Source organism: Colwellia piezophila ATCC BAA-637 (assembly GCF_000378625.1).
GTDB classification, from domain to species: Bacteria; Pseudomonadota; Gammaproteobacteria; order Enterobacterales; family Alteromonadaceae; genus Colwellia; species Colwellia piezophila.
The window spans coordinates 27,372-51,866 of record NZ_KB905166.1; the positions used below are offsets into that span (position 1 = coordinate 27,372).

At 38.3% G+C, this 24,495-nt stretch carries 23 protein-coding genes and 1 pseudogene; 14 read left to right on the forward strand and 10 right to left on the reverse strand.

Annotation, left to right across the window (positions count from 1 at the left end):
* Window positions 1-153 precede the first annotated feature (153 nt).
* The 4 genes from hflX (at window position 154) to F580_RS0112170 (ending at window position 4,406) form a co-directional block, all read left to right on the forward strand.
* On the forward strand, window positions 154-1,509 hold the full coding sequence (gene hflX, locus F580_RS0112155) for a GTPase HflX (RefSeq protein ID WP_019028008.1): 1,356 nt from the start codon (window positions 154-156) through the stop codon (window positions 1,507-1,509).
* Window positions 1,510-1,713: 204 nt separating this feature from the next.
* The gene (locus F580_RS0112160; protein WP_019028009.1) at window positions 1,714-2,547 is read left to right on the forward strand and encodes an AAA family ATPase; all 834 of its coding nucleotides are present in this window, start codon (window positions 1,714-1,716) and stop codon (window positions 2,545-2,547) included.
* A gap of 7 nt (window positions 2,548-2,554) precedes the next feature.
* On the forward strand, window positions 2,555-3,727 hold the full coding sequence (locus F580_RS0112165; RefSeq protein ID WP_019028010.1) for a vWA domain-containing protein: 1,173 nt from the start codon (window positions 2,555-2,557) through the stop codon (window positions 3,725-3,727).
* 142 nt (window positions 3,728-3,869) lie between these two features.
* Window positions 3,870-4,406 carry a DUF3750 domain-containing protein gene (locus tag F580_RS0112170; protein WP_019028011.1) on the forward strand — a complete coding sequence of 179 codons (537 nt, stop codon included), beginning with the start codon at window positions 3,870-3,872 and terminating at the stop codon, window positions 4,404-4,406.
* A 124-nt stretch (window positions 4,407-4,530) separates the two neighbouring features.
* On the opposite strand, the gene sigZ is transcribed toward F580_RS0112170, so the two are convergent.
* Window positions 4,531-5,088: an RNA polymerase sigma factor SigZ gene (sigZ, locus tag F580_RS0112175; RefSeq protein WP_019028012.1), complete on the reverse strand. Its 558-nt coding sequence runs from the start codon at window positions 5,086-5,088 to the stop codon at window positions 4,531-4,533.
* A gap of 189 nt (window positions 5,089-5,277) precedes the next feature.
* Between sigZ and arsH the strand changes: the two genes are divergently transcribed.
* Entirely contained in the window at window positions 5,278-5,952 is a 675-nt protein-coding gene (arsH, locus tag F580_RS0112180) for an arsenical resistance protein ArsH (RefSeq protein ID WP_019028013.1), read from the forward strand.
* 77 nt (window positions 5,953-6,029) lie between these two features.
* Here arsH and F580_RS25985 read toward each other — a convergent pair whose 3' ends face one another.
* The 3 genes from F580_RS25985 to F580_RS0112190 form a co-directional block, all read right to left on the reverse strand.
* Window positions 6,030-6,215 (reverse strand): alkyl sulfatase dimerization domain-containing protein, encoded by a 186-nt coding sequence (locus F580_RS25985; protein ID WP_425393329.1) that lies wholly within the window; start codon window positions 6,213-6,215, stop codon window positions 6,030-6,032.
* A 44-nt stretch (window positions 6,216-6,259) separates the two neighbouring features.
* Window positions 6,260-7,882 (reverse strand): phospholipase D-like domain-containing protein, encoded by a 1,623-nt coding sequence (locus F580_RS0112185; RefSeq protein ID WP_019028014.1) that lies wholly within the window; start codon window positions 7,880-7,882, stop codon window positions 6,260-6,262.
* Between the two features lie 168 nt (window positions 7,883-8,050).
* Window positions 8,051-8,824: a hypothetical protein gene (locus tag F580_RS0112190; RefSeq protein WP_019028015.1), complete on the reverse strand. Its 774-nt coding sequence runs from the start codon at window positions 8,822-8,824 to the stop codon at window positions 8,051-8,053.
* A 318-nt stretch (window positions 8,825-9,142) separates the two neighbouring features.
* Here F580_RS0112190 and yegS point away from each other — a divergent pair, with 318 nt between their 5' ends.
* Window positions 9,143-10,039, forward strand: a complete 897-nt coding sequence (gene yegS, locus F580_RS0112195) for a lipid kinase YegS (RefSeq protein WP_019028016.1) — start codon at window positions 9,143-9,145, stop codon at window positions 10,037-10,039.
* A gap of 135 nt (window positions 10,040-10,174) precedes the next feature.
* On the opposite strand, the gene F580_RS0112200 is transcribed toward yegS, so the two are convergent.
* Entirely contained in the window at window positions 10,175-10,819 is a 645-nt protein-coding gene (locus tag F580_RS0112200; RefSeq protein ID WP_019028017.1) for an HdeD family acid-resistance protein, read from the reverse strand.
* 198 nt (window positions 10,820-11,017) lie between these two features.
* Between F580_RS0112200 and F580_RS26905 the strand changes: the two are divergent.
* The 4 genes and pseudogenes from F580_RS26905 to F580_RS25530 all read left to right on the forward strand — a co-directional run.
* Window positions 11,018-11,316: pseudogene (locus tag F580_RS26905) on the forward strand (transposase); the annotation flags it as partial.
* 247 nt (window positions 11,317-11,563) lie between these two features.
* Entirely contained in the window at window positions 11,564-12,007 is a 444-nt protein-coding gene (locus F580_RS24470) for a phosphatidylglycerophosphatase A family protein (RefSeq protein ID WP_281167220.1), read from the forward strand.
* A gap of 9 nt (window positions 12,008-12,016) precedes the next feature.
* The gene (locus tag F580_RS0112215; protein ID WP_019028020.1) at window positions 12,017-12,904 is read left to right on the forward strand and encodes a YegS/Rv2252/BmrU family lipid kinase; all 888 of its coding nucleotides are present in this window, start codon (window positions 12,017-12,019) and stop codon (window positions 12,902-12,904) included.
* A 12-nt stretch (window positions 12,905-12,916) separates the two neighbouring features.
* Entirely contained in the window at window positions 12,917-13,786 is an 870-nt protein-coding gene (locus F580_RS25530) for a YihY/virulence factor BrkB family protein (RefSeq protein ID WP_019028021.1), read from the forward strand.
* A gap of 162 nt (window positions 13,787-13,948) precedes the next feature.
* Here the strand turns inward: F580_RS25530 and ppk2 are convergent, their stop codons facing one another.
* A complete protein-coding gene (gene ppk2 / locus F580_RS0112225; RefSeq protein WP_019028022.1) occupies window positions 13,949-14,734 on the reverse strand; it encodes a polyphosphate kinase 2 in 786 nt (261 codons plus the stop codon).
* A gap of 442 nt (window positions 14,735-15,176) precedes the next feature.
* Between ppk2 and F580_RS25535 the strand changes: the two genes are divergently transcribed.
* Window positions 15,177-15,521, forward strand: a complete 345-nt coding sequence (locus tag F580_RS25535; RefSeq protein ID WP_083926981.1) for a diacylglycerol kinase family protein — start codon at window positions 15,177-15,179, stop codon at window positions 15,519-15,521.
* A gap of 223 nt (window positions 15,522-15,744) precedes the next feature.
* On the forward strand, window positions 15,745-15,990 hold the full coding sequence (locus F580_RS27325; RefSeq protein WP_425393338.1) for a hypothetical protein: 246 nt from the start codon (window positions 15,745-15,747) through the stop codon (window positions 15,988-15,990).
* A 71-nt stretch (window positions 15,991-16,061) separates the two neighbouring features.
* Here the strand turns inward: F580_RS27325 and F580_RS0112245 are convergent, their stop codons facing one another.
* Window positions 16,062-16,706: an HdeD family acid-resistance protein gene (locus F580_RS0112245; RefSeq protein ID WP_019028024.1), complete on the reverse strand. Its 645-nt coding sequence runs from the start codon at window positions 16,704-16,706 to the stop codon at window positions 16,062-16,064.
* Between the two features lie 481 nt (window positions 16,707-17,187).
* Between F580_RS0112245 and F580_RS0112250 the strand changes: the two genes are divergently transcribed.
* On the forward strand, window positions 17,188-17,649 hold the full coding sequence (locus tag F580_RS0112250) for a hypothetical protein (RefSeq protein WP_019028025.1): 462 nt from the start codon (window positions 17,188-17,190) through the stop codon (window positions 17,647-17,649).
* An 81-nt stretch (window positions 17,650-17,730) separates the two neighbouring features.
* Here F580_RS0112250 and F580_RS0112255 read toward each other — a convergent pair whose 3' ends face one another.
* Window positions 17,731-18,792, reverse strand: a complete 1,062-nt coding sequence (locus F580_RS0112255; protein WP_019028026.1) for an AI-2E family transporter — start codon at window positions 18,790-18,792, stop codon at window positions 17,731-17,733.
* 17 nt (window positions 18,793-18,809) lie between these two features.
* Window positions 18,810-19,289, reverse strand: coding sequence for a hypothetical protein (locus tag F580_RS0112260; RefSeq protein ID WP_019028027.1), 480 nt, complete (start codon window positions 19,287-19,289; stop codon window positions 18,810-18,812).
* A gap of 560 nt (window positions 19,290-19,849) precedes the next feature.
* Here F580_RS0112260 and F580_RS25540 point away from each other — a divergent pair.
* Window positions 19,850-24,280: a hybrid sensor histidine kinase/response regulator gene (locus F580_RS25540; protein WP_026301413.1), complete on the forward strand. Its 4,431-nt coding sequence runs from the start codon at window positions 19,850-19,852 to the stop codon at window positions 24,278-24,280.
* Here F580_RS25540 and F580_RS0112270 read toward each other — a convergent pair.
* Window positions 24,270-24,494: a hypothetical protein gene (locus F580_RS0112270; protein WP_157443098.1), complete on the reverse strand. Its 225-nt coding sequence runs from the start codon at window positions 24,492-24,494 to the stop codon at window positions 24,270-24,272. The genes F580_RS25540 and F580_RS0112270 overlap by 11 nt on opposite strands.
* Window position 24,495: the final 1 nt, after the last annotated feature.

Genomic DNA, 24,495 nt, shown 5'->3' on the forward strand with positions numbered 1-24,495 from the left:
TTCAGTCTTATGGCTACTAAGTTTAATTATATCGATAATAGTGTGTTATTCCGCTGTCAAGCTTAGCTATATCAGCGTAGGATCTAGCTACTTTAGCTAAAAATAGGTTTGCACCTATCCCAATGGGGTAGTAGGTGTACTAATATCAAATATATGCAACCAACCGCAAAAACATCACTTAATCACGCTTTACTTATTTCTATTTGCACCCCTGACTTTAAAGGTGATGAGGCAACCGAATCACTAGCAGAGCTGGCGCGTTTAGTGACGACACTCGGCTTTAAAGTCGTGGGCACTCAATCACAGAAGCAAAGTTCGACTAAAAAAGTTAATGTACTGGGGTTAGGCAAGCTAGCTGAAATAGCACACCTTACCGGTAATAAAGGTGAAGTAAGCGTCGCAATAGATGAAAGCTTGGATGTATCTGCAGAACAAGTAGATGATACGCCATTTACTGATATTCCGTCAGACAACTTACCGTTTGCTTGTGCTGATGTTGTGGTATTTGATTGCGATTTAACTCCGTCTCAACTGCGTAATGTCGAGAATCAATTAGGTGTAGAGGTGTTTGACCGTACCGGCGTGATTATTGAAATATTTAGTCGTCATGCTCGTACCAAAACAGCAAAATTACAAGTTGAAATTGCCCGTCTTAATTATGTAGCGCCGCGCCTACGTGAGACCTCATGTGGCGATAAAGAACGTCAAATGGGTAAAGGCGCTGGCGAAACAACGCTAGAGCTAAACCGCCGTAAAGTGCGTGACCAGTTAGCTGATCTCAAGCGCGAGTTGGTCAGTGTTCAAAATGAAATGAAGGGCCGACGTACTCAACGCGCGGAACTATTTTGTGTCGCTTTAGTTGGTTATACCAATGCAGGAAAGTCATCATTGATGCGAGCGATTACCGGTAGTGATGTTGAAGGTGAAAACAAACTGTTTGCCACCCTTGATACCACAGTTCGTGCCTTATTCCCCATCACTCAGCCTCGAATATTAGTGTCAGACACTGTTGGTTTTATTAAAAAACTACCACACGATTTAGTCGCTTCATTTCACTCAACCTTAGCAGAAGCGCAGGATGCTTCATTATTACTCTATGTGGTAGATGCTTCAGATCCTTCTTTTCGTGCGCAACTTGATGTGGTGCATGGCGTGCTGGAAGAAGTAGGTGTTGAGGACAGTAGAAAATTACTGATATTAAACAAATCAGATCTACTTAGTGCTGAACAACAACAAGCGCTGATGGAAGAATTTCCTGAAGCCATGATGACATCTGCTCGTAATAAGGCTGATGTCAGTAAATTACATAAATATATTGTTGGTATTGCCCAGGACGAGATGATCGAAGAAGAGATTATTGTTCCTTATACCGCTAAAGGCATCATAGGTGAAATTCGCTCAAGCATGAGTGTTACTAAGGAAGATTACGAGTTTGACCATATTAAGGTCACTGTAAGGTCAAACGCAATTGACTTAGCAAGACTCAAAAAGCGCATGTTGAGCTTATAGAGCGTAATAGTTTACCTAATTATTTAAACTGGTATGATGTGTTATTTTCAAAGCCATAATAAATCATCTGATAAATGTTAAGTCACTTTTTCGGTGAACTTATTTCAATGACTTATCTTGATAACTTACTCCAATGACTTACTTTTTTGAAAAAATCCATTGGATAAGTTGTCAGCTTAATAGACTCTCATTAGGTAATACAACATGTTTAACAGTACCGAAAATTATATTGCGTCTGACGATCTCCGCTTAGCCGTTAATGCTGCTATCACGTTAGAAAAACCGTTATTGATTAAAGGCGAGCCCGGCACAGGTAAGACACAATTAGCGGAAGAGTTGGCTAAGTCACTCAATTGTAAATTGTACCAATGGCACATCAAATCAACCACCAAAGCGCAGCAAGGTTTGTACGAATATGACGCGGTATCGCGCTTACGTGACAGTCAACTCGGAGATGAACGGGTAAATGATATCGGTAACTATATTATTAAAGGCAAATTATGGCAGGCGTTCGAAGAAGAACAACGCTGTATATTGCTCATTGATGAAATAGATAAAGCGGATATTGAATTTCCGAACGATTTATTACAAGAACTTGATAAAATGGAGTTCTTTGTTTATGAAACCCAGCAGGTTATCAAAGCAAAACAAAGACCGATCATCATTATTACCTCAAATAATGAAAAAGAATTACCAGATGCCTTTTTAAGACGCTGCTTTTTCCATTACATCAAGTTCCCAACAAAAGTTGAAATGCAACAAATTATTGATGTTCATCACCCCCACGTTAAACAAGATTTACTCGCCCAAACACTCGAAGTGTTTTTTGAGCTAAGAGAATTAAAGGGCATTAAGAAAAAGCCTTCCACGTCAGAATTAATCGATTGGTTAAAACTACTGATGGCTGATGATATATCTCAAGAGGTATTAATGGATAATAAATCAGGCGTTATTCCGCTATTTGGCGCTCTATTAAAGAATGAACAAGACGTTTCTTTAATGGAGAAACTCGCCTTTATGAGTCGTAGAAACAGGTAGTAGCGCCGTGTTCATTGATTTTTTCCTAACCCTAAAAAAACACAAAATACCCTGTAGTTTACGCGAGCTGTTAGATTTAATTGCCCTGTTAAAAAAGGGTGTTATTTTCGCGGATGTGGATGCATTTTATAATCTTGCCAAAATAGTGATGGTTAAAGATGAAATTCACTTTGATAAGTATGATCGCGCCTTTGCTGAATATTTCAAAGGCATTGAACAAATTGATATTTTTGACCGTTTGTTACCGGAAGATTGGTTAAGAAAAGAGTTTGAAAAACAGCTCAGCATCGAAGAAAAAGAAAAACTTAAGTCGTTAGGCGGCCTTGATGAATTAATGAAGGCGCTAAAGGAGCGACTTGAAGAACAGAAAAAACGCCATGCTGGCGGTAGTAAATGGGTTGGTACTGGTGGTACATCGCCCTTTGGCGCGTATGGTTATAACCCAGAAGGTATTAGAGTAGGGCAGGATAAAAACCGTAACAACAGTGCGGTAAAGGTTTGGGACAAACGTGAGTTTAAAAACTTCGACCAAGACCGTGAATTAGGCTCAAGAAATATCAAGTTGGCGCTGAAAAAATTACGTAAATTTGCCCGAACTGGTGCCAGTGAAAAATTGGATATCAATACCACGATAACGGCAACGGCGAAAAATGGCGGCTATTTAGACGTACACATGGAGCCAGAACGTCATAACGCGGTAAAAGTGTTAATGTTCTTCGATATTGGCGGCTCTATGGATGAATACATTCAGACCTGCGAAGAATTATTTTCTGCAGCGCACAGTGAATTTAAACATTTAGAGTTCTTCTATTTTCATAACTGTGTGTACGAAAAGGTTTGGCGCGACAACCAAAGACGTTACACCGAAACCATTGAGATAGAAGAAATCATCAGAACCTTTGGCGCTGACTATAAGGTGATTTTTGTTGGTGATGCGACCATGGGGCCTTACGAAATCACCTATCCTGGCGGTAGTGTTGAACACTGGAATGAAAAACCAGGGGCTGATTATATGAATAGACTAACCAGCCACTTTAGCAAAGTAGCTTGGTTAAATCCGCAGCCAGAGCCAGAGTGGTCATATTATCACTCTATAGCGCTGATCAATGAGTTGATAAACCATAAAATGTTTCCGTTAACCGTTGATGGCATAGGACGAGCGATAAAAGAGATCAGCTAATTTGATTTGCCGTTCATTAAATAACGACTATCTTTTATTAAATAAGTTAACTTAACTTAAATTCAATAAAGCCCAATCTTGCTTTAACCGTGCGAGCTAGGGTAATGGAAAGTCATCAGTCAACCGGTGTATGGAATGTTATATGAGAGATATTAGAGTTTTGAGTATGCTCTGCATTGTATTACTTATCAGTGCTTGTTCGAATAACGATTGGCGTACAGCGAGTAGACAGCCTGCAGGTATTGCCTCTGCGCCAAGTGAAGATAACAGAGCAATCATTGAATTCTATGCGGCGGATGCTTTTAGTTGGCGTGGCTGGTTTGCTGTTCATCCTTGGATCGTCATCAAAGAAGAAAAAGCCATGGAATATAGGGTTTATGAGGTGATTGGTTGGCAAGTAAAACAAGGATTACCTGCCATTAGACAATATCAAACCTTAACACCTGATAGATATTGGTATGGCTCAAAACCTGAGTTATTACTTTCTATTAAAGGTGAAAAAGCCGCAATGCTCATTCCTAAGGTTTTGCAGGCTATCGCCCTTTATCCTTGGGCAAATGAGTATAGTGTTTTCCCAGGTCCTAATAGCAATACCTTTGTCGCTTGGATTGGTCTTCAAGTACCAGAGCTTGGTTTAGAGTTACCTTTTAGTGCCATTGGCAGTGGTTACGCGGATTAACTTTCGTGTGACTAAAGCGGAGGATCTGCAAGCAATGATCATAGGATGTAAATAACTAAAATGACATCCCATTTCACACATCACCTTTCACCGTACACGCCATCACAGGCACAAGTAAAACCGATTACTGACAGTTTTTATCTTTTTTGTTTTTGACATCATAATCATAAACATTGCCGATTTTATCAATTTTAAAATGACAACAATCGTCAAATACCTGCTTAAGTAAACCTCTACTTTTTTGCACACGGGATTTTAAGGTCGAATAGCTTATACCCATCTGCTGTGCATATTGCTTTTGTGATTGATTATGTAAATCTATCGCGGTTAACAAACTCGCGTCTTTATCAGGCAGTGCGTTTATAAAAGGAGATATGCAGTTTGATAAATCAACTGAGCTCTGTGGTGATTCTTCAAGGGCAAAAATCTCCTCATCACTTGCCACTTGCGCACGGGCATTTTTTCGGCTTTTCTGGCGGTAATAATCAATGATGGTATTATTAGCGATTTGAAATAACCACGAATTAACACTTTTTTGTGTTTTTACCGCATCGAGATTGTTATAGGTTTTTATTAAAATATCTTGCAATAAATCGTCTACATCCGCTTCATTGGCAACCTTAGCGTGTAAAAATCGCTTCAACGCCGCTCGGTATTCTAACCATATATCTTCAACTTTCATTTACTGACAATCTCAGCTGCTATCTCTGCCTCTATAGTAAACCAACAACAAGCACAAAAGACTAAAAAGTTAGTTGAATTAAGCTACTTATTTACACTTTGGCCATCATTTATTATGTTTTTTATCTTTTTTTTCGTCTTTTCCCAAGGTCAGTCGTCTTATGGGTAAATGAACTAATGAGAGATATTTATGAACTTCTTACAAAACGAACAATTTAACCTAAAACCAACAGTTAACACCGTTAGCATTCATAAGCCTAGAGTATTGATGTTATATGGCTCATTACGTGAAAGATCATTTAGTCGGTTAACCGCTGAAGAAGCAGGGCGAATATTAGAAAGTATGGGCGCTGAAGTGAAGTTCTTTAATCCTAAAGGATTGCCACTCTTTGATAATAGTGATTCAGCTGAGCACCCTAAAGTAATCGAATTACGAGAATTAGTGCAATGGTCTGAAGCACAAGTATGGTCATCACCAGAGATTCACGGCAACATGTCAGGGGTAATGAAAACTCAAATAGATTGGATCCCTTTATCAATGGGCGCAGTAAGGCCAACACAAGGTAAAACCTTAGCGGTAATGCAAGTAACCGGTGGCTCACAAAGCTTTAACGCAGTCAACAACATGAGGTTATTAGGGCGTTGGATGAGAATGTTAACAATCCCAAATCAATCGTCTGTTGCAAAAGCTTATAACGAGTTTACCGAGGCGGGCATTATGAAAGCTTCGCCCTACAGAAACCGACTTGTTGATGTGATGGAAGAGTTGATGCGTTTCACTTATTTAACCCGAGATCAAAGTGAATTTTTACTCGACAGATACAGCGAAAGAAGTGCTGAGCAAACTAAATTGTTAGTGGTTTAACTTCCTAAAAATAAAGAGCCCAACAAATAGAGAGGCCAACAAGTGCAGAGCTAAACAAAAACTAAATATTATGCCAGTCACTTAATTGCTGGCAACTGCCATGGTATCCCCAGCTGGAGTGGGTTTATAACCCTGGCGAAGCTCCTTTGCACGACCAAGTAATAGTTCCCCCAAAGTCCAGATTCAGCCGGGTAACCTAGCTGTTTGATGGCATTGGCTTCTAAGTATCGAGCGTTCATCTTGTCTGGATTTGAGCATGTCACATTGTTAAGTAGTCAGTACTGATAGCTCAAAATCAAAATCAAAATCACAATTGGTCATCTATAGGAAGCAAACCAAATAGTAACTCGCCAAATACTTTCAAAAAGTTAGCATTTGGTTCATGTTTATGAATAACCATTTTTCCATTTTCTTCTCCCCGCCAACGCAAGTGACTATGGCCTTTGTCATTCGTTTCCAAGAATACTTGGTAGCTATTTCGAGGGTTAATATCTGTTAATAATGCCTGTTTAACTTTTTTTGCTAAGGCTATATTTTCGATTACGATAACAACTTCAGTATTTATTAATGTTGATCGGGGATCAATATTAAAACTGCCAATTAACACGCGTTTATCATCAATAACCGAAACTTTAGCATGTAAACCAATAGCCGTATCTCGATATTTTTCAGCGGTATAATCATTACGATCAAGGGCATCTTCGCGCATTTCATAGAGTTCTACTCCAGCTTCTAGCAGTGACTTACGTCGATCGGCATAACCATATTGTGCCATGGTGACATCATTGGAAGAAAGTGAGTTGGTCAATACTGTAATTTTAACGCCGTTATCAACGAGCTTTTTAGCCTGTGCAATCATTTGTTCAGTAGGTATAAAATAAGGAGAGCTAGTTATCGAGCTTTTTTGCTCAGTCAAATTGGCACGCCGTAATCGGTTATAAGCATGAGTCGATTGATCTTGTAGATCTTTGCGCGGCGGATCAGCATAAACGCTGAGGGTTGCCCAATCTAGCTGATGTTCGAAGTTATTTAGTAAAGTTAACAGTTCTTCTCTAGCCGGAATTTGATAAGGGAAATCTTTTAAATTGTTTATGCGCTTGCTAAAATCTTGTCTTGCGACAGCTAGTTCAGCTACCGAATAAATACTTTTTTCAATTAACTTAACATTGTAAGCCCAAGTGCTATTCCAATAATCATCAAACGCTACCGAAATATTTTCAACTTGTTGCCCTAATGCTAAGATATCCATATCTCGAAAATTTTTACGCTTATCAACACCAAAATACATATTACCGATATTCCTACCGCCAAAAATAGCCAACTGATTATCAGCAATAAATAGTTTATTGTGCATGCGATGATTAATTCGCTCAAAATTTCCTAACAAAGCCAAACTGCGCATAAAGGAACCTGAATACGAGCCACCCAGAGGGTTATATATTTTAATGGAAATATTGGGATGGTGATTTATATGAGCTAATCCAATTTGATTTTGATGAGACTCCCAAGAATTACTATCATCTATTAACAACCTAATTTGTACTCCTCTATCTGCGGCCCTCAGTACACCAGCCATTAATAACTGACCGACTTCATCATTTTTCCAATGGTAATATTGTAAATCAAGGGTGTGATCAGCAAGTTCAATGGCTGCAGTACGCACTAAAAAAGCATCTTTGCTATTATTAAGTAACGAAAAACCAGTTTTTTCAGTGATGTTTTCAGGCTGCAAACGTTGATAAAGGCTATATAAGGTTGATGGCTCTTTATTGGATAAATGAAAAGTGGCGACCGACGTTGTATTATCAGGAAGGCTAGAGCTACAAGATGACAAGAAAAGTAAAATTAAAATTACCAAGTATAATTTTAAGAAAGGTGAGAGATATAATGAAGTGTTCACTGTTTTAAATGTCACTGTTTTAAATGTCATTAGTTTAACCCATTGATGATTCGATAGTACTTACCTAAAACTAGTGTGCTCTAGAGGTAAAATCAACTGACCATAGCGGCAATTCATTATACGGTGAGGAAGAAACAACAGATAACAGGAAAGATTATAATAATCTTTCCTGTTATCTGTAGTGATAAGCTTCATAATTTAGAATTGGTAGTTGAATTCAATGCGGTGATCACCATCGCTAAAGCTAACGTGTTCATTCCAATTTGAAAAGTAGCGTAGATTAAAACGCGGTGTGAACTGATAAGATACTGCAACTTCATGGGTTAATAGTTGACTGTCACCAGCATAATTTTCATTTTGATATTTATCGCTACCGGTCAAGGTAGTTAACCATAACGGGTTATAGTTGACCCAGAGTTTGTCGGTTAAGGTAAATTTGCCATAAAAACCAACAACAGCAAAGGTGCCAGGTAATTTGAGGCCGTCTTCGCTATCGTTGGCAGCAGTTAAGCCGACACCAGCAAGTGGGTAAATCTGGACAAAGCCCCATTTGGGTAAAGCCTGAATTAGGCTATAGGATAAATCGACCGTTTTTTTGTCTATATTAAAAATAGCATCGATTTGGCTGCCACGACCATTAGTCATATCAACTTCAAAGTTCCGAAAGCGAATTGAATCCAATGAATTGTCTACCGTTTCGTACAATGCTTCATCATTGTCTCGGATACCAAGTGATTCTCCCGATAACCCCTTAAATTCAAATAAATTCATTCCCATCGTAGTGGCACTGCCAGTATCATAGGTTTGTCCTATTTTGAAGTTAATGCCTTTGTCTGTGATGCCAGCTCCTGCTTGGGTATAAACCGCCATAGGGTCGGACATATCTTGATATTCTTTTTCTTCGGCTTGAGCACTGCCATTAATCGCAGCTAGTGTGAAACCAAGGGCGATAAGGTTTTTGCGAAAGTTCATCATCATTTCCATCTATGTGCGTAGTTGTGAGATGAAGCTTATCGTCAACCTGCAGTCCAGGCTGTGTACTTTGTTATTATGAATGTGTACTTTTCTTAGGGTGATGTGTCTTAGAAATGAAGTTAGCCATGGCAGTCTATTAACTTTGTCTGGTGCGCTAAGAAGGCAGGTTCGCCGGTTAATTTTGCATGTATTAAGTTGCTGAATACGAGAAATCTGCATTGTGAACTGCTCAATACTTGAATTGTTATGGTTTACTCGACACTAACTAATTACTGCTATGCTAAGGTTTATTAATCATGGTTTTGGGGCTAATAAATGGAAAATATTCGTTTAATTATCAATGGGAAAAAATCTGGACTTGAGCCTGTTCGTGCTGCTATTTTTCAAGCAAGAACATATAGTGCTATTGACGTTAGGGTTACTTGGGAATCGGGTGATGTTGCTAGATTGGTTAAGGAAGCTTGCGAAGACGGTTGTAAGCGGCTTATTGTTGGTGGTGGTGATGGTACAGTAAAAGAAATCGTTGACGCCTTTATGCACATCTCTTTCGATGACAGACCTGAACTCGCTATTTTACCTCTTGGCACCGCAAATGATTTTGCCACTGCTTGCACCATTCCCGCTGATTATTTTTCGGCTTTAAGATTAGCTCAACAGGGAAAAGCTCATTTGGTTGATTGTGTTAAAGCGAATGAACAGTACTTTATTAATGTTGCTAGCGGTGGCTTTGGTGCCATAGTGACCACAAGTACACCGGTTGAATTGAAAAATTTCCTCGGCGGTGGCGCTTATACCCTAAACGGTTTGGTGCAAGCATTAAGTTTTACGCCTTACCATGGGGAATTTATATTACCTGATATTTCATTAACTAGTGATGTTATTGTTGGTGCTATTTGTAACTCAAAACAAGCAGGTGGAGGGCAGCAGTTAGCACCCAGTGCCCTCATTGATGATGGTTTACTTGATATTGTTGCTTTACTTAGTTTTCCAAAAGAGCATATCTTGCAAGTCATTGATGAGTTGCTTAATGCTCAAATAAATGGTGATTATGTTAAAAGATTTAGAGCGCCATGGGCTAAGTGGAAGTCTGATGTTGAGCTACCGACTAACTTAGATGGTGAGCCTATTAAGGCAAATGAAATTTTTTATCAGGTAATGCCAAAAGCAATTAATTTGGTTTTACCAGAACATTGTCCGGTATTAATGGCTTAATTTTGCTTTATTTTTCTTTATTAGAAAGGAAAATGGCTTACTGGATATGCTGTCCAGTAAGCCAAAGGTTAGGCGAATAATTTAGCCTGATTTTAGGTGTTTGTAGTGTCGATTTAGCCATTACACCAGCTAGGATTATACTGTTTGAGCTGATGTTGATGTGTTGTCAACTTTTACTGTGTTATTTGATTGCGAGTTCTTTAACGTTATTTCATTTTCTTCGTTAATGTCAGTTATCGCATTAACAAAACCAAAACCCGTTGCCGCCAGTAAAACTAAGTTAAAGCCAGTGAAAATGAACCGTACTCCAACTAAAGTACCGACAATATAAAAGCTAGATAAAGGCCATTGAGATATTAGTAAGCCAGCTAACACTAAACTGATAATCGCACTAAATAACATCCAACCCCATCCTTTATTCTTACGCCCTTCATAAGTCGAAATCAGCCCTGATATGCCATCAACAATGAAGTAACTAACCGCTATCATTGCTAAAGCATACAAGTTTGCTACCGGGTTAATGAACATAAATACGCCTAATAGCGTTACAAAGATACCTGATATAAAACTCAAAACCTTGTGATGAGTTTTCTCTTTACTAAAGGCAAAGATACTTATGGTAAGTCCAGCAGCAACCATAGTTAAACTAATAAAGTTCGCAATGGTTAAGCCTGATAGAAAGGGCAAACTGATGCAAAGTACGCCGATCAAAGATAATGTGATACCGCCTGCCACATGTAGTTTTGCGTTGTTTTTTAGCAATTTTAATAATGTATCCATGATATTCACCTTTTAAAGTAGTTATATAGATTAGCCGTTGAGCTGACCAATCTATTATTGATTATGATGGAGACTAGGTCTGTGTACTTTTACTGAATGTTTGTGTGCATAAAAAGTGTATTAGGTTGAGCAATCCATTTCTAAATGACGTTAATACTCTGCGTTGATTATATCGGATATGGTGTCTATATTACTTATACTCGTATGACTGATAAGATGGAAAGTAAAATCCTTTCTATGTTCAGTCTTGGCATAAGTTCCCGCGACATTACCCCGATGTCGAAGACATGTATGGCATAAACGTCTTAACAGGCACAATTAGTAGCGTTAATGACAAACTTATACTGAGCTAAACACATGGCAACTACCCAATTTTCTGGCTTGGTGCGATTCACTTTAAAGTAAAAGAAAATGGTAGCTATGCCAAGAAGGCGATTTATACCCTTCTCGGGCTTAATCTGCAGGAAAAAAAGGAAATATTGGCTTTATAGCGATCTTAAAATGTAGGTGCAAATTACCGGCTAACCGTGATAACAGACCTAAATAATAGGAAGAAGTTGTGGATATAAAAGTTGATGAACTACTAGAACCGTTCGCTAAAGCTGACAAAATAGTATATCAGTTAGGGATTGTACTCATCGGTATCAAACTCATATTGGATGGTATAACAATGGTCGGAATCAGCTCTGTTGCCAAATCTGTAGCCCAATAAAATACTTACTCTGGAAGTACCCGGTTCATTGGTTGGCCTATGGATTCGGCACCGGCCTCATGCCATTTGCACCAGGGACTTTCGGCACTCTGGTTGGCGTCGTCTTATTCTGGTTTATGGCATCGATGGCGGCGATTCCTTATGCCATTGTCGTCGCTATAATGTTTTTTGTTGGAATATTTATCTGTGGACAGACAGCACGAGATGTAGGCGCGATTGATCCCGGTTTTATTGTCTATGATGAGGTTGTTGGGTTTCTAGTCGCGATGTTCATGCTGCCAGCCGAAGGGCGCTGGATCGTGAGCGGTTTTGTTGTTTTTCGCATATTCGATATCTGGAAGCCATTTCCGATCCACTGGGTTGAAGATAAATTGGGTCTTGGCTCTGGCATCATGACGGACGATGTCATTGCGGGTCTTTACACCTTAATTATTTTGCATACGGCTCGACTGTTGATCGAACGATTTGTTAGCTGAGGAAATATAATGGCTGAATCCACCATATTAGTATTGCATCGTAAATCGGTGAATGAGCCTTATGTTAAAGAAGCGATAAAGAAGGTAAAAAAAGAGGGCTACGATTTACGTGTGTTGGTGCCGTTTAATAAGTCCGAAAAACCACGTATCGTACAGGAAGCAATAAACAGCGGTGCTACTAGGATTATTGCAGGTGGTGGAGATGGCACCATTAATGCGGTCGTTAACGCGATTGTTGGTGATGGCAAGATTAAGCCCGATCTGACACTTGGCATTTTGCCATTAGGAACCGCAAATGATTTTGCGCGCGGCTGCAAACTGCCGGTTGACGATTTGGCTGAGTGCCTGCGTATCGGCTGCGAACGCGAGGGTCGTGAAATCGATATTGGTGTGCTGAACGGTCGCAATTTCATAAATGTCGCAAGTTTGGGCTTTGGCGCAGAAATAACGGCAACGACACCCATCAAGCTGAAGAAGGCACTGGGAGGTGCGGCCTACACTTTGGTAGGCATGGTCAAGGTGATGGATCTGTCTTCCTACGAATGCCGTGTTAAAATCCCGGGAGAGGCGGCCATCGAGGGCAGCATGTATTTCGCTGCTGTTGCTAACAATCACTATGCTGGTGGAGGTTTCGACATTGCACCCTTGTCGAAAATTGACGACGGATTGCTCGATCTTGTAGCAATCAGAGCAGATCGTGGTTTGCAATTGAAACACATCATCAAAGAACTTGAAGATCCAATGAATCCGGACAATATACATATCGTATATCGACAGCTTGCTGAGTTTACAATCGAGTCGGACATTAAACTGCATTGCAACCTCGACGGCGAGCCAATGCACAAAAAGATATTGCGTTTTAGTATTCGACCGCGACATCTGAAAGTAGCATTCTAAGTTTTGTATTCTATGAAGATGTTGACATCAATTGTCACCAGGTTGAACAGGCTTCACGACTGGGCGATTGAAAGACCTTATCTCGGAGTCCTGGTTCGTGCCACCGACAGCGGACTAGAGCATCAGAGTAAGGACAGTGCCGCTGCTATTGCTTATTACACTCTTTTATCACTTTTTCCACTAATTCTCGGCCTTATCTCTATTGGTGGCTATTTCTTAACGTCATCTGAGATTCAGTTGTGGATGAACGATCTGATCGTCAAGCTACTTCCGGTTAGTGCGGAGTTTGTTACGCAGAATATTGACTCTTTAGTACGAATTCGTGGCGCCGCTGGTATAACCAGCGTAGTTGTATTGATGTGGTCTGCCAGTAAGGTGATTGGCGCACTGAGCCGGGCAATCAATTGCTCCCTAGGAATGAAGCGAAACTTCGCAGTTTACTTGTCACCATTTCGTTATTTCGGGTTAACATTGATCATTGCATTATTAGCCTTAGTGACCTTGGCAATATCACCAACGGCGGAATTATTGTCCGAACTCAAGCTGGATGTGCTCGGTTCTAAGTGGAATATGGCATTGGACATCATTACTAACCGCGGAGTGGGTTATATGACTACGGGTATACTGGTTAGTGCCTTGTATATATTATTACCCTACCGACGTTTGCCGTGGCGTGATTTGCTACCGGGGCTTTTGGTTGCCATAGCATTGATTGAAACTGGAAAAATGCTCTTTATCTGGTATGTGGAAACGGCGGCAAACTATAGTGCCGTGTACGGGTCGCTGTCCTCTATTATAGTACTGTTGATTTGGGTTTATTTTTCTGCTCGCGTTGTGCTATTAGGGGCAGAAATTATTGGCGTCATCAGAACAGACAAATGAACAGAAAAATCTCCTATCAAGGTATAAATAATCTCATTCAATGAGATGTTAAAGTTTTGCCCTATACTGCCATATATGGTTGCCCAAATTGCAAGGTTTAACATTTGATAAGAAAAGCAGATTTTCTGATGGCGAAATGATTAATATTACCAACACCAAGCCTCAATACACTTGAGCAACAAAATTGTGCTCACCCCTGCAAAGTTTATCATTATAGGCATGATGTAACTCTGGTACGGGTAAATAAATTTCTTTCTCTGGTAACTCTTCATAGGGAATTGTTTCTAGAATATGCGAGATACAATTTAATCTTGCCTTGCGTTTGTCATCAGCATCGACAATAAACCAGGGGGCATGTTGCGTATCAGTAGCCTCAAGCATCCTGTCTCTGGCTTTAGAGTATTGATACCAATACCGTCGTGAATCTAAATCCAAAGCACTTAATTTCCAGTGTTTTGTGGGTGTGTCAATTCGTGAACGAATACGTTTTTCTTGCTCTTCACTACTAACATCTAGCCAATACTTTAATAATATAATACCTTCTCTCACCATTTCTTCTTCTAATAGAGGTGTGTTTAACAAAAATTGCTCCGTTTCAAGCTCAGAACAAAAACCCATAACAGACTCAACACCTGCCCGGTTATACCAAGAGCGATCAAATATTACGATCTCACCTGCAGATGGAAAACACTCTATATAACGTTGAGCATACATCTGGGTTTTTTCTCTATCACTGGGAGCAGGTAGTGCCTCTACCCGAAATACTCTGGGGCTGACTCTTTCCATCATCGCTTTGATTACACCTCCCTTGCCGGCAGCGTCTCTACCCTCAAATACGATAACAACTTTTTGACCAGTGCGTTTTACCCACTCCTGCAGAGCTATTAATTTTGACTGCAATTCTTCAAGTGACTGTTCATAATCAGACTTTCTAATAATTGATCCCATAATGACTCTCGCTTTTGAGTGGTTAAGATAACGAGAGAAACAGTATCAATAATGTGAGAGTTGTGATGTGTGCTTGTTTAACATCAATGTGTGTACCACATTGTGATAAACCCCAAATGTTTCTACATGAGTATGAAGTGGCTAATTTTACTTGGCCACTTCACTCAATAAACAAAAAAAGGTCAATAGCAACTAAGAAAATACTCGATATCATGCTTTGTGTTGAGTCAGCAATATACGCTAAAAGGTTAGTCATATTTATATTTATATTTATATTGGAAAATAACTCACTAACTAGAACATCAAGTTTCAATCCCGTTAATTGAGAGAGTTGAACGATTAAATGTTCCAATTTTTGTTGATTAAAAGCTGCTGCTTCTACTAAATTATCCGTTTGTGTAACCATTGTTTGGTAAAAAATAACATCATAATCTACAGGGTTATGATAACGCCTTGCGATATAAACCACTTGGGTAAAGGTGATGTTGCTCGATTGGTTAAAGAAGCCCGTGATGAAGGTTGTCAGCGGCTTATTGTTGGTGGTGGCGATGGTACCGTAAAAGAAATCGTTGAAGCCTTGATGCACCAATCTTTCAGGGGTAGGCTCGAACTCGCTATATTACCCCTTGGCACCGCCAATGATTTTGCCACCGCTTGCACCATTCCTAGTGATTTCTTTTCTGCTCTAAGACTTGCTCAACAGGGAAAACCCTCTCTGGTTAATTGTGTCAAAGCGAATGAGCATTTTTTATTAATGTTGCTAGTGGCGGTTTTGGTGAACATGTGACGACAAGTAGGCCTGTTGCACTCAAAAAATTTCTTGGTGGTGGTGCTTATACCCTTAATGGCTTAGTACAAGCGCTAAATTTCTCTCCTTAGCCAGGAGAACTTATTTTACCCGATATATCACTACCGGGTAATGTAATTGTGGGCGCGGTATGTAACTCAAAATAAGCCGGAGGAGGGCAGAAGTTAGCCCCAATGAACTTATTGATGATGGTTTACTTGATATTGTAGCTCTACTCAGTTCTCCTAAAGAAGATATCTTACAAGTCGTTGATGAGTTACTTAATCCTGAAATAAAGGGTGATTATGTCAAAAGGTTTCGTGTGCTGTGGGCTAAGTGGCAGGCAAAAATTGAGATACAAACAAACTTAGATGGTGAGCCTATTAAGGAAAATGACATTTTTTATCAGGTAATGCCACAAGCAATTAATTTGGTTTTACCAGAACATTTTCCGGTATTAATAATTTGATTTTAATGGAAAACAAAAGGCCTACGGGGGTTTTGCCCTGTAGGCCGAAGTATTGTTACTATTCAATAGAATTATACTGTTTGAGTTGATGTTAGTGTGTCCTCAGTCTTTGTGTCGCTTTGGGTTTGAGAGCTCGTTAAAGAAGTCTCATTAAATTCGCTTACATCGTCTATCGAATTGATAAAGCCAAAACCTGTTGCCGCCAGTAAAACCAAGTTAAAGCCAGTAAAAATAAACCGTACACCAACTAAAGTACCGACAATATAAAAGCTAGATAAAGGCCACTGAGCAATTAATAAACCAGCTAACACTAAACTGATAATGGCACTGAATAACATCCAGCCCCAGGCTTTATTTTTACGCCCTTCATAAGTGGCAACAAGTCCTAATATACCATCAATAACAAAGTAACTTACCGCCATCATAGCTAAAGTATATAAGTTTCCTACAGGGTGAATGAACATAAATACACCAAATAGCATTACCAGGATACCGGATATAAAACTCAGTACCTTGTGAAGGATTTTCTCTTTGCTAAAGGCAAATATACTCATGGTTATACCAGTAGCAACCATAGTTAAACTCACAAAGTTCGCAATGGCTAAGCCGGATAAAAAGGGCAAGCTAATGCAAAGTAAACCAATTAGAGATAATGTGATACCGCCTGCCACATGTAGTTTTGCGTTATTTTTTAGCAATTTTAATAATGTATCCATGATATTCACCTTTTAAAGTAGTTATATAGATTAGCCGTTGAGCTGACCAATCTATTATTGATTATGATGAAGACTAGGTCTGTGTACTTTTACTGAATGTTTGTGTGCATAAAAAGTGTATTAGGTTGAGCAATAACATTTCGCCATCAGTTGCTTTTGAATGACGGAGCAGCTTTTTCCCTTGGTTAGCTATTAATATACTGGTGTAATTTGTAGAGGGGGAAATGCTTTATACATATTATAAGTTAACAAGTTTTATTGATGAGGAAACAGCAGCTTTGTTAACTAAGATACTCATTTATTGTCAGTTTACACATGGGCTGTGTTAATTCACACAAACGTTCAGTTATTGTACACATCCAACCTTGTTTTTTTTAGATATCATTAATCTCGTTCAAGTAAGCAGCAACTAAATTAAAGCTACTTATTTACTAAATCAAACTAAACTAAACAACTCTATAATAAATTAAAGGTGAGGATTATGACTACTATCGAAACCATAAAAGCTGAGATTAATGAACAAATGAACCACGTTCAAATGAAAACAGATGAAATAAAGCTGCAAGTTGCGCTGGGCGAAGCTGAACTAAATGATAGCATAATCGCTAAGCGTAAAGAGGCGGCGGTAGCAGCAACGGAATTAAGTGACTATTTAACCGATATTGGAGCTTCTTTCGGCGATGTCAAAGATAACATCTCGGCTAATGTAGATAACTTAAAACTACAAGTCGCTTTAGGAAAAATGGACAGTAAAGACGTTATCATAGAAGCTAAAGCTGAGCTGATTAAGTCGACAGAACAGTTTGAAAAATCCCTAGAAAAAACCAAGTCTATCCAGGCTGAAAAAGTAGAGCAAGTTAAGGACAAGGTTTCAAACTACATGACAAAAGTATCAAGCTTAAAAGCCAGCATTGAAGCAAAGATAGAGAATTTTACTGATTAGCTAAGTATTATTATTTTATGATGCTGCCAACTGTAGTTCTTATTCATGAATTCTTGAAACATAAGTGATAAAAAATATCACTTATGTTTTCGAGTTTCTATTGTCTTGTTCAATTAACAATTGCCCGTCAGCGGACATTAATATTGCAATCCACTTGGTTTCATCTATATGAGAAAATAGAATGGCTGTTGCGACCATTAATGGGATGGCTAAAAACATACCGGCAATACCCCAAATAAAGCCCCAAAAACTTAAAGAAATAAGTATCATAAAAGCACTTAAATTCAGACTCTTGCCCATTATTGCCGGCTCTATAATATTGCCAATAACAAATTGAATAATGACCAAACAGGTTATAATCAATGCGATGTGTGACAAGCTATCAAATTGTAAACTAATTAGTATGCTCGGAAAAAATACTGCGAGGGCAGAGCCAATATTAGGGATGAAATTTAATAAAAAGGTGCTAATGGCCCATAACTCGGCGAAATCAACGTCAAACATGACGAATACTAAATAACATAGCAGAGATGTTAGCGCACTGATGGCACTTTTTAGCCTTATGTAGCGTTTGATTAGCAAAGTACTACTTTTGAAAATGGATTGAATTAAGGTAAATCGGTCAGAAAGATTTTTTAAAGCGATGATTTTTGCCTTGGCATGACTTTGCTCAATAAACAAAAAAGCAAGATAAATAGTGACTAAGAAAACACTGGAAAGCATGCTTTGGGTTGAGTCAGCAACATAAGCTAAAAGTTCAGTGATGTTTATATTGGAAAATAACTCACTAACTAGAACATCAAGTTTCAGCCCGGTTAGTTGAGATAGTTGCACAATTAAGTGGGCAAACTTTTCTTGATAAAAAGGTGCAGCTGCAACTAATTTATCAGTTTGTATAATCATTACCTGGTAAAAAAACAACAACAGAAACGAAAAGACAAGGATAACGCCTAGCGATATAAGCCACTTGGGTAAAGGTATTTCAAATATTTTTATTGATTTTAACTTCGTCGCTAACGCATCAATGAGCATCCAAACTAACAATGCGACAACAATGGGTACTATGAGTGGCTTGCCAAGTATTAGTAGGGTAATAATTACTAAAAACAATATTAAACGAATAGTAAGCTTTTCAATAGTCATGAGTTAACCTTGTTGATTCAATCTTTTTTTTTGTCTATAACTTCAGAAGCGAGTTTAATTATAGGGATAAGCGCTTTTAAACCGCCATCGCTAAATGTTTTGATATCACGACTAAAATTTTGTATTTTTTCAATACTTTCTTGTACGTTGATAATGTTCGATTCTGCTTGTTCTTTTAAGTCACTTAACAGTGCATCTCGAATATCCTTTACTGCATTTTCTGGAGCAGATTTTTGCCGATTTGAAAAAAGTAAACCAAGGGGAATTAATGCCAGCAAGGTATTTAAAGCAACCATTTTCCAAGCACTCACGGCATGTTCACTAAAATCGCTTAGGTGAAAGAAAAGAGCAGCATTGACCGAAAGTACGGTTAATAAAAAGAATACAATAACTATGCTCAGCAGAATGGCTTGTTTTTTTTGCTGATTGTATTGCACGAATAACAGGCTTTTTTCTAATGTGATCAACATTTGTAGTTTTTCTATTTGATTACTCATGACTATTCCTTGTTTATTGTCTTTATTGAAGTTTAGTCGAATTTAATAATTTCACTATTCGATTATTGTGACTAATTTTAATAGCACAGGCGACATCGGGAGGGGTCATGTTTTAATGCTTTGTTGTAGCCGACAATAAAATTAATAATAGTGCAGTTATTGAACGGGTATTAAAAAACACCGGGGTGTCTTCTGTTTCTGGCAGAGACTAGAGCTTTTGGTCAAGTGTAAAACCATCAAGTACGGGCAGGTAAACATCTCATCGTATAACACTGGCTTTTGGTGTTAATGTTTGATTCTCATCTACTCGCCTATTAAGTGCATTTCTACTCCAGTAGCCAGTTTATATACCTTATTTTCGCTAGGAGGCAATACACCTTTAACTCACAGGTCCCTAATATCGATGCTCCACAGCGGATAGCTTTAATTAGTTTATGTTTTTTATAAAAACACTAGGGAAAATTATAGCTAAACTCTTGTTATTTAGTCGCAATATCCATGGTTTACAACTACTTTTAATTAAAGCTTAGTACATCAGGATGACTAGGACTCGATAACTTATGGCAATAGTAAACCCGTTTAATAAAAAAACTGTTTTTCAAAGTAACTTTAGTATTAATATGCCGAAGATATTGGCTTCTGTTGTTATTCTTTTAGGAGCCTCTGTCATATGGGGCTGGTTGAGTCAAAATGTAGATTTAATACAAATCAATAGCTCATTTGTCCCTATGCAGTTTAATACAGCCCTTGGTTTTTTTTGTTGTGGCTTGGGGTTACTTTGTCATTTGTATCAGTACAAAAAACTATCCAATATTTTCGCAGTCATGCTTTGTTTTTTAGGTTTCTTAACCCTTTGCCAGTATATTTTTAGTGTTTCAATTGGCATAGATCAAGTATTGATGAAACATTATATTGAGGTCAAATCATCTCATCCAGGCAGAATGGCACCAAACACCGCCTTATGTTTTTTGTGGGCGGGTATTGCCTTGCTCTTTATCAATGTCAAAAATGATTCTGCACTTTCTATACGGGCAGCACATATTGTTGGTTATATAATTTCTAGTTTAGGAACCGTGGCTCTTTTGGGATATGTAGTTGGGGTAGAAACGGCTTATGGCTGGGGACAGTTAACCCGAATGGCAGTGCATACAGCCTTTGGTTTTATTTTATTTGGTTTCAGTCTCACACTCTATATCGAAACAGAACTTAGCCTGATAAAACCTCAAGGAAGTATAAAATCATTTAAAGCTTATGGTTTGGCCTGCTACTCAACGATTGTTACTGTTGGCTTATGGCAGGCTTTGGCAACGTACGAAGATAATATAGCGTTAACTTTATTAAACGAAAACCAATTATTTATTGATGAAGGTGTGTTGTTAATTGGTTCTTTAGTTATTTTACTCTTTGTATATTATGGCCATTTTCTCTCACTCAACAAAGGTAAACGTCGACTGCAACAGGATAAACTGTTGATATACGGTACGGTAACTACTATCGGTACGGTACTTAGTTTTACCTTATTTCAATATTTGAGTGTCAATCATCAAATAAAAGTTAATACCCAGTTTGATGCCGCAGTATCGAGTCACCTTAATAGTATCAAACAAGGTTTGGAACACTATGTTGATGCTTTGCAGGATGTTCGTGAGGCATTTTACTTTTCTGAAAAAATTACTGAGCATGAATTTAAATTACTATCTTCCGCTGATTTAAGGGAATTGCCTGGTCTAGTGTCACTGCAATGGAGTCCTTTAGTAAAAAGTGTTGATTTAGAACAGTTTATTGCCAAGCAACAAGTAAAACATGGTAAGCAGTTTTTTATTAAAATGCTGAATGAAAATAATAAAATAGTGGCTGTAGATGATAAAGACTTTTATTTTCCGGTAATTTATGCCGAGCCAAAGCTAGCGAATATTAACGCTTTTGGATTTGATGTTGCGTCTAACCCAATGCCTCAAGGAGCCATTTTCAGGGCTATCCAAAATAATCAATTTGCGTCTTCACATATCGTTAATTTAATACAAAAAACGAATTCTACCAAGGGGGTCATATTATTAATTCCCGTTTATAAAGATCCAGGGAATATAAAAAAGAATACTGCTATTAGTAATTTAGTCGGGCTAGTAGTTGGAGTACTGGATATTAGTAAAATGTTAGAGTCAATATTTGTGCGTTACACCGAACCTGCGGCAATTGAATTCACTTTCTCCGATAGTTATCAAAACGAAGTAGTTCATATTCATTATTCTCGACGTGCTGATAACAGACAGGCGAGTAAGTTATTCAATAAAACGGTAACTGTGGATTTTTTTGGTCGTAAATTATATGTTACTGCTAGCTCTAAAAGTCATATTCGTTATCCAGAATCATCATGGTTTGCGCTGTTAATTCCGGCAGTGTTATTGCTCTTTATGTTATTGATATTGAAATTCTTAAGTGTTGTTTTTAAGCATGGTCAACAGCAAGAGTGGTTGCTCAAAGAGCTTGGTGATAAAGAAAAGCAATTTAGAGGTATGCTAGAGTCGGCGCCAGACAGTATTATTATCACTAATGACAAGGGGGTAATAGTTTTAGTAAATAAACAAACGGAAAACTTATTTGGCTATGATCGAAGTGAATTGATTGGGCAATCGATAGAAATGTTACTTCCGTCACAAATTAGAAAAAAGCATATTGACCTTAGAGATAAATATATACAGTCACCGAAAACTCGTGCGATGGGCGCAGGTTTTGATCTTAGCGCTTGCACTAAAACTGGAATTTTAGTTCCTGTAGAAATTAGTTTGAGTCCAATTGATCTTGAAGGAGGCAGATTAATATCCGCAGCTATTCGAGATATTAGCAGCAGAAAATTATTAGAAAAAGATCTTATTCAAGCTAAAGATAAAGCCGAGGAGGCGACTCAAGCGAAAAGTAATTTTCTCGCCAATATGTCTCATGAAATCCGCACGCCGATGAATTCCATTATGGGTATGACCCATCTAGCATTACAGACTGACTTGACAGAAAAACAGCGTAATTTCATTGACAAAGCATACCGTGCATCGGAAGCACTTTTGGGCATTATTAATGATATTTTGGATTTTTCTAAAATTGAAGCGGGAAAACTTGAAATTGAACATGTCGAATTTAATCTTCATGAAACCCTAGAGAGCCTGAGCAATGTTATTAGCTTGAAAGCGGAAGACAAAGGCATCGGTCTGTTCTTTAAAATACCCTATAACATTCCATTACGTCTTATGGGCGATCCGCTCAGGTTAAGTCAAGTGCTGATCAATTTAGCCAATAATGCCATTAAATTTACCGAGCAGGGCGAGGTGGTGATTAAAGTAGTCTTGGTTAAATCAGAGGATGATAGTGCTATCTTGTTATTTGCTATTGAAGATACTGGCATTGGCATGAAATCGGAACACCTGACAAAATTATTTAAGTCTTTCTCACAAGCAGACAGCTCTGTCACTCGAAAATATGGTGGTAGTGGCTTAGGTTTAATTATATCAAGAAATTTAGTGTCCTTAATGGGGGGCACCATTGAGGTTGAGTCAACATACCAACAGGGATCCACTTTTAGTTTTGAAATTAAGCTTGGCATATCACCTTCTGCTAAAGATGAAATCGCGGTAAGAGAAAATATGATTAGCCCTTTTAAAGACTATCATGTGTTAGTAGTTGATGATAATGCTACATCAAGAGAAATTCTCATCTCGATTTTGAAAAGCTTTAACTTTCAGGTCAGCTCAGCAAAAGATGGTTTTCAAGCAATTGATTTAGTGGCGAAGGCCGAGCAACAGCAGAAACCGTTTAAGTTGGTGGTGATGGATTGGAAAATGCCTGGTATGGATGGCATTGAAACTATCAGAGAAATAAAGCAAAGTTCGAATAAAAATGAATTACCCTTTTGTATTATGGTAACGGCTTATAATAGGGAAGATGCTGTTAAAGAAGCAGTAGGTGTTGATATAAGAGCCTTTATTACTAAACCAATAACACCATCAGTTTTATTAGACTCGATTATGTTTAGTTTTAGCGTCAAAAATGAGAAACAGATTTTTATAGCGCGTGACAAAGTCAACTCGCCATCTTTTGAAGAATTGGCTGGTCTTAATGTCCTACTAGTTGAAGATAATGAATTTAATCAAGAGTTAGCCGTTGAGTTACTGTCGATGAAGGGCATGACTATTGATGTGGCTGTCAATGGGCAACAAGCGATAGAGATGTTAGCAAAAAAAGATTACCACGGTGTATTGATGGACTGTCAAATGCCCGTTATGGATGGCTACACAGCGACCAAGAAAATAAGAGCCATCGAAAAATATCAAAATTTACCCATTATAGCCATGACTGCTAACGCGATGGTCGGAGACAAAGAAAAAGTATTAGCATGTGGTATGAATGATCATATCGCCAAACCTATTAATCCCAATAAAATGTATTCGTGTATCGCCAAGTGGTTTAAAAAAAATAACAGTCACACAGCTGTAGAACAAATTAATGACTTAGCTGAGACAGTTGAACAAATTGATGATAGTTCGCATAATTTATGTGAGAACTTATTGGGTTCAGTTGATTCTCAAGAAGTTGAATATATCCAACAATTGCGTCAAATAGAGAGCATAGAGGTGAATAGCGCAATTTCACATTGTCAGAATAATATCCAACTGTTAGCTAAGCTACTGCAAATATACAGCCATGAAAGTATCGATGTTAGGCTGAAATTTGAACAGGCGATGAAGTGTAAAGATCATTCATTGTCCACTCGCTTAGCTCATAACTTTAAAGGCACCTCAGCAACGGTTGGCCTGCAAAGTATTAGTCTCTTGTTCGCGAACATAGAGCAGATGTTTCTAAACAAAGAAAAGCCGGTTGATATCAAACTGAGAATTAATGAAGTTGCTCGTAAGCTTGATGTGGTATTACCTAAAATCACTGCTATCTCTTTTGATATTAAAATCAACGAACAAAAGGTAAGGCAAGACGATGTCAAGGGTTAGTAGGCCAGTTAAAAATCATGTTGTCAGCATCAGATGCAGCGTCTTTAGCAATAGTTCTCAAACTTCTTTCATCTGACCTATATTTATCACAACAAGAACAATTAGATAAACTTAAGTCAGCCATTGAAATGTTTGATTTTGAAAGTGCTTTGTCAATACTAGAAAAACTAGATTGATCATTCGCTGTTTTAATATCGAGTATTAAAGTTGCCAAG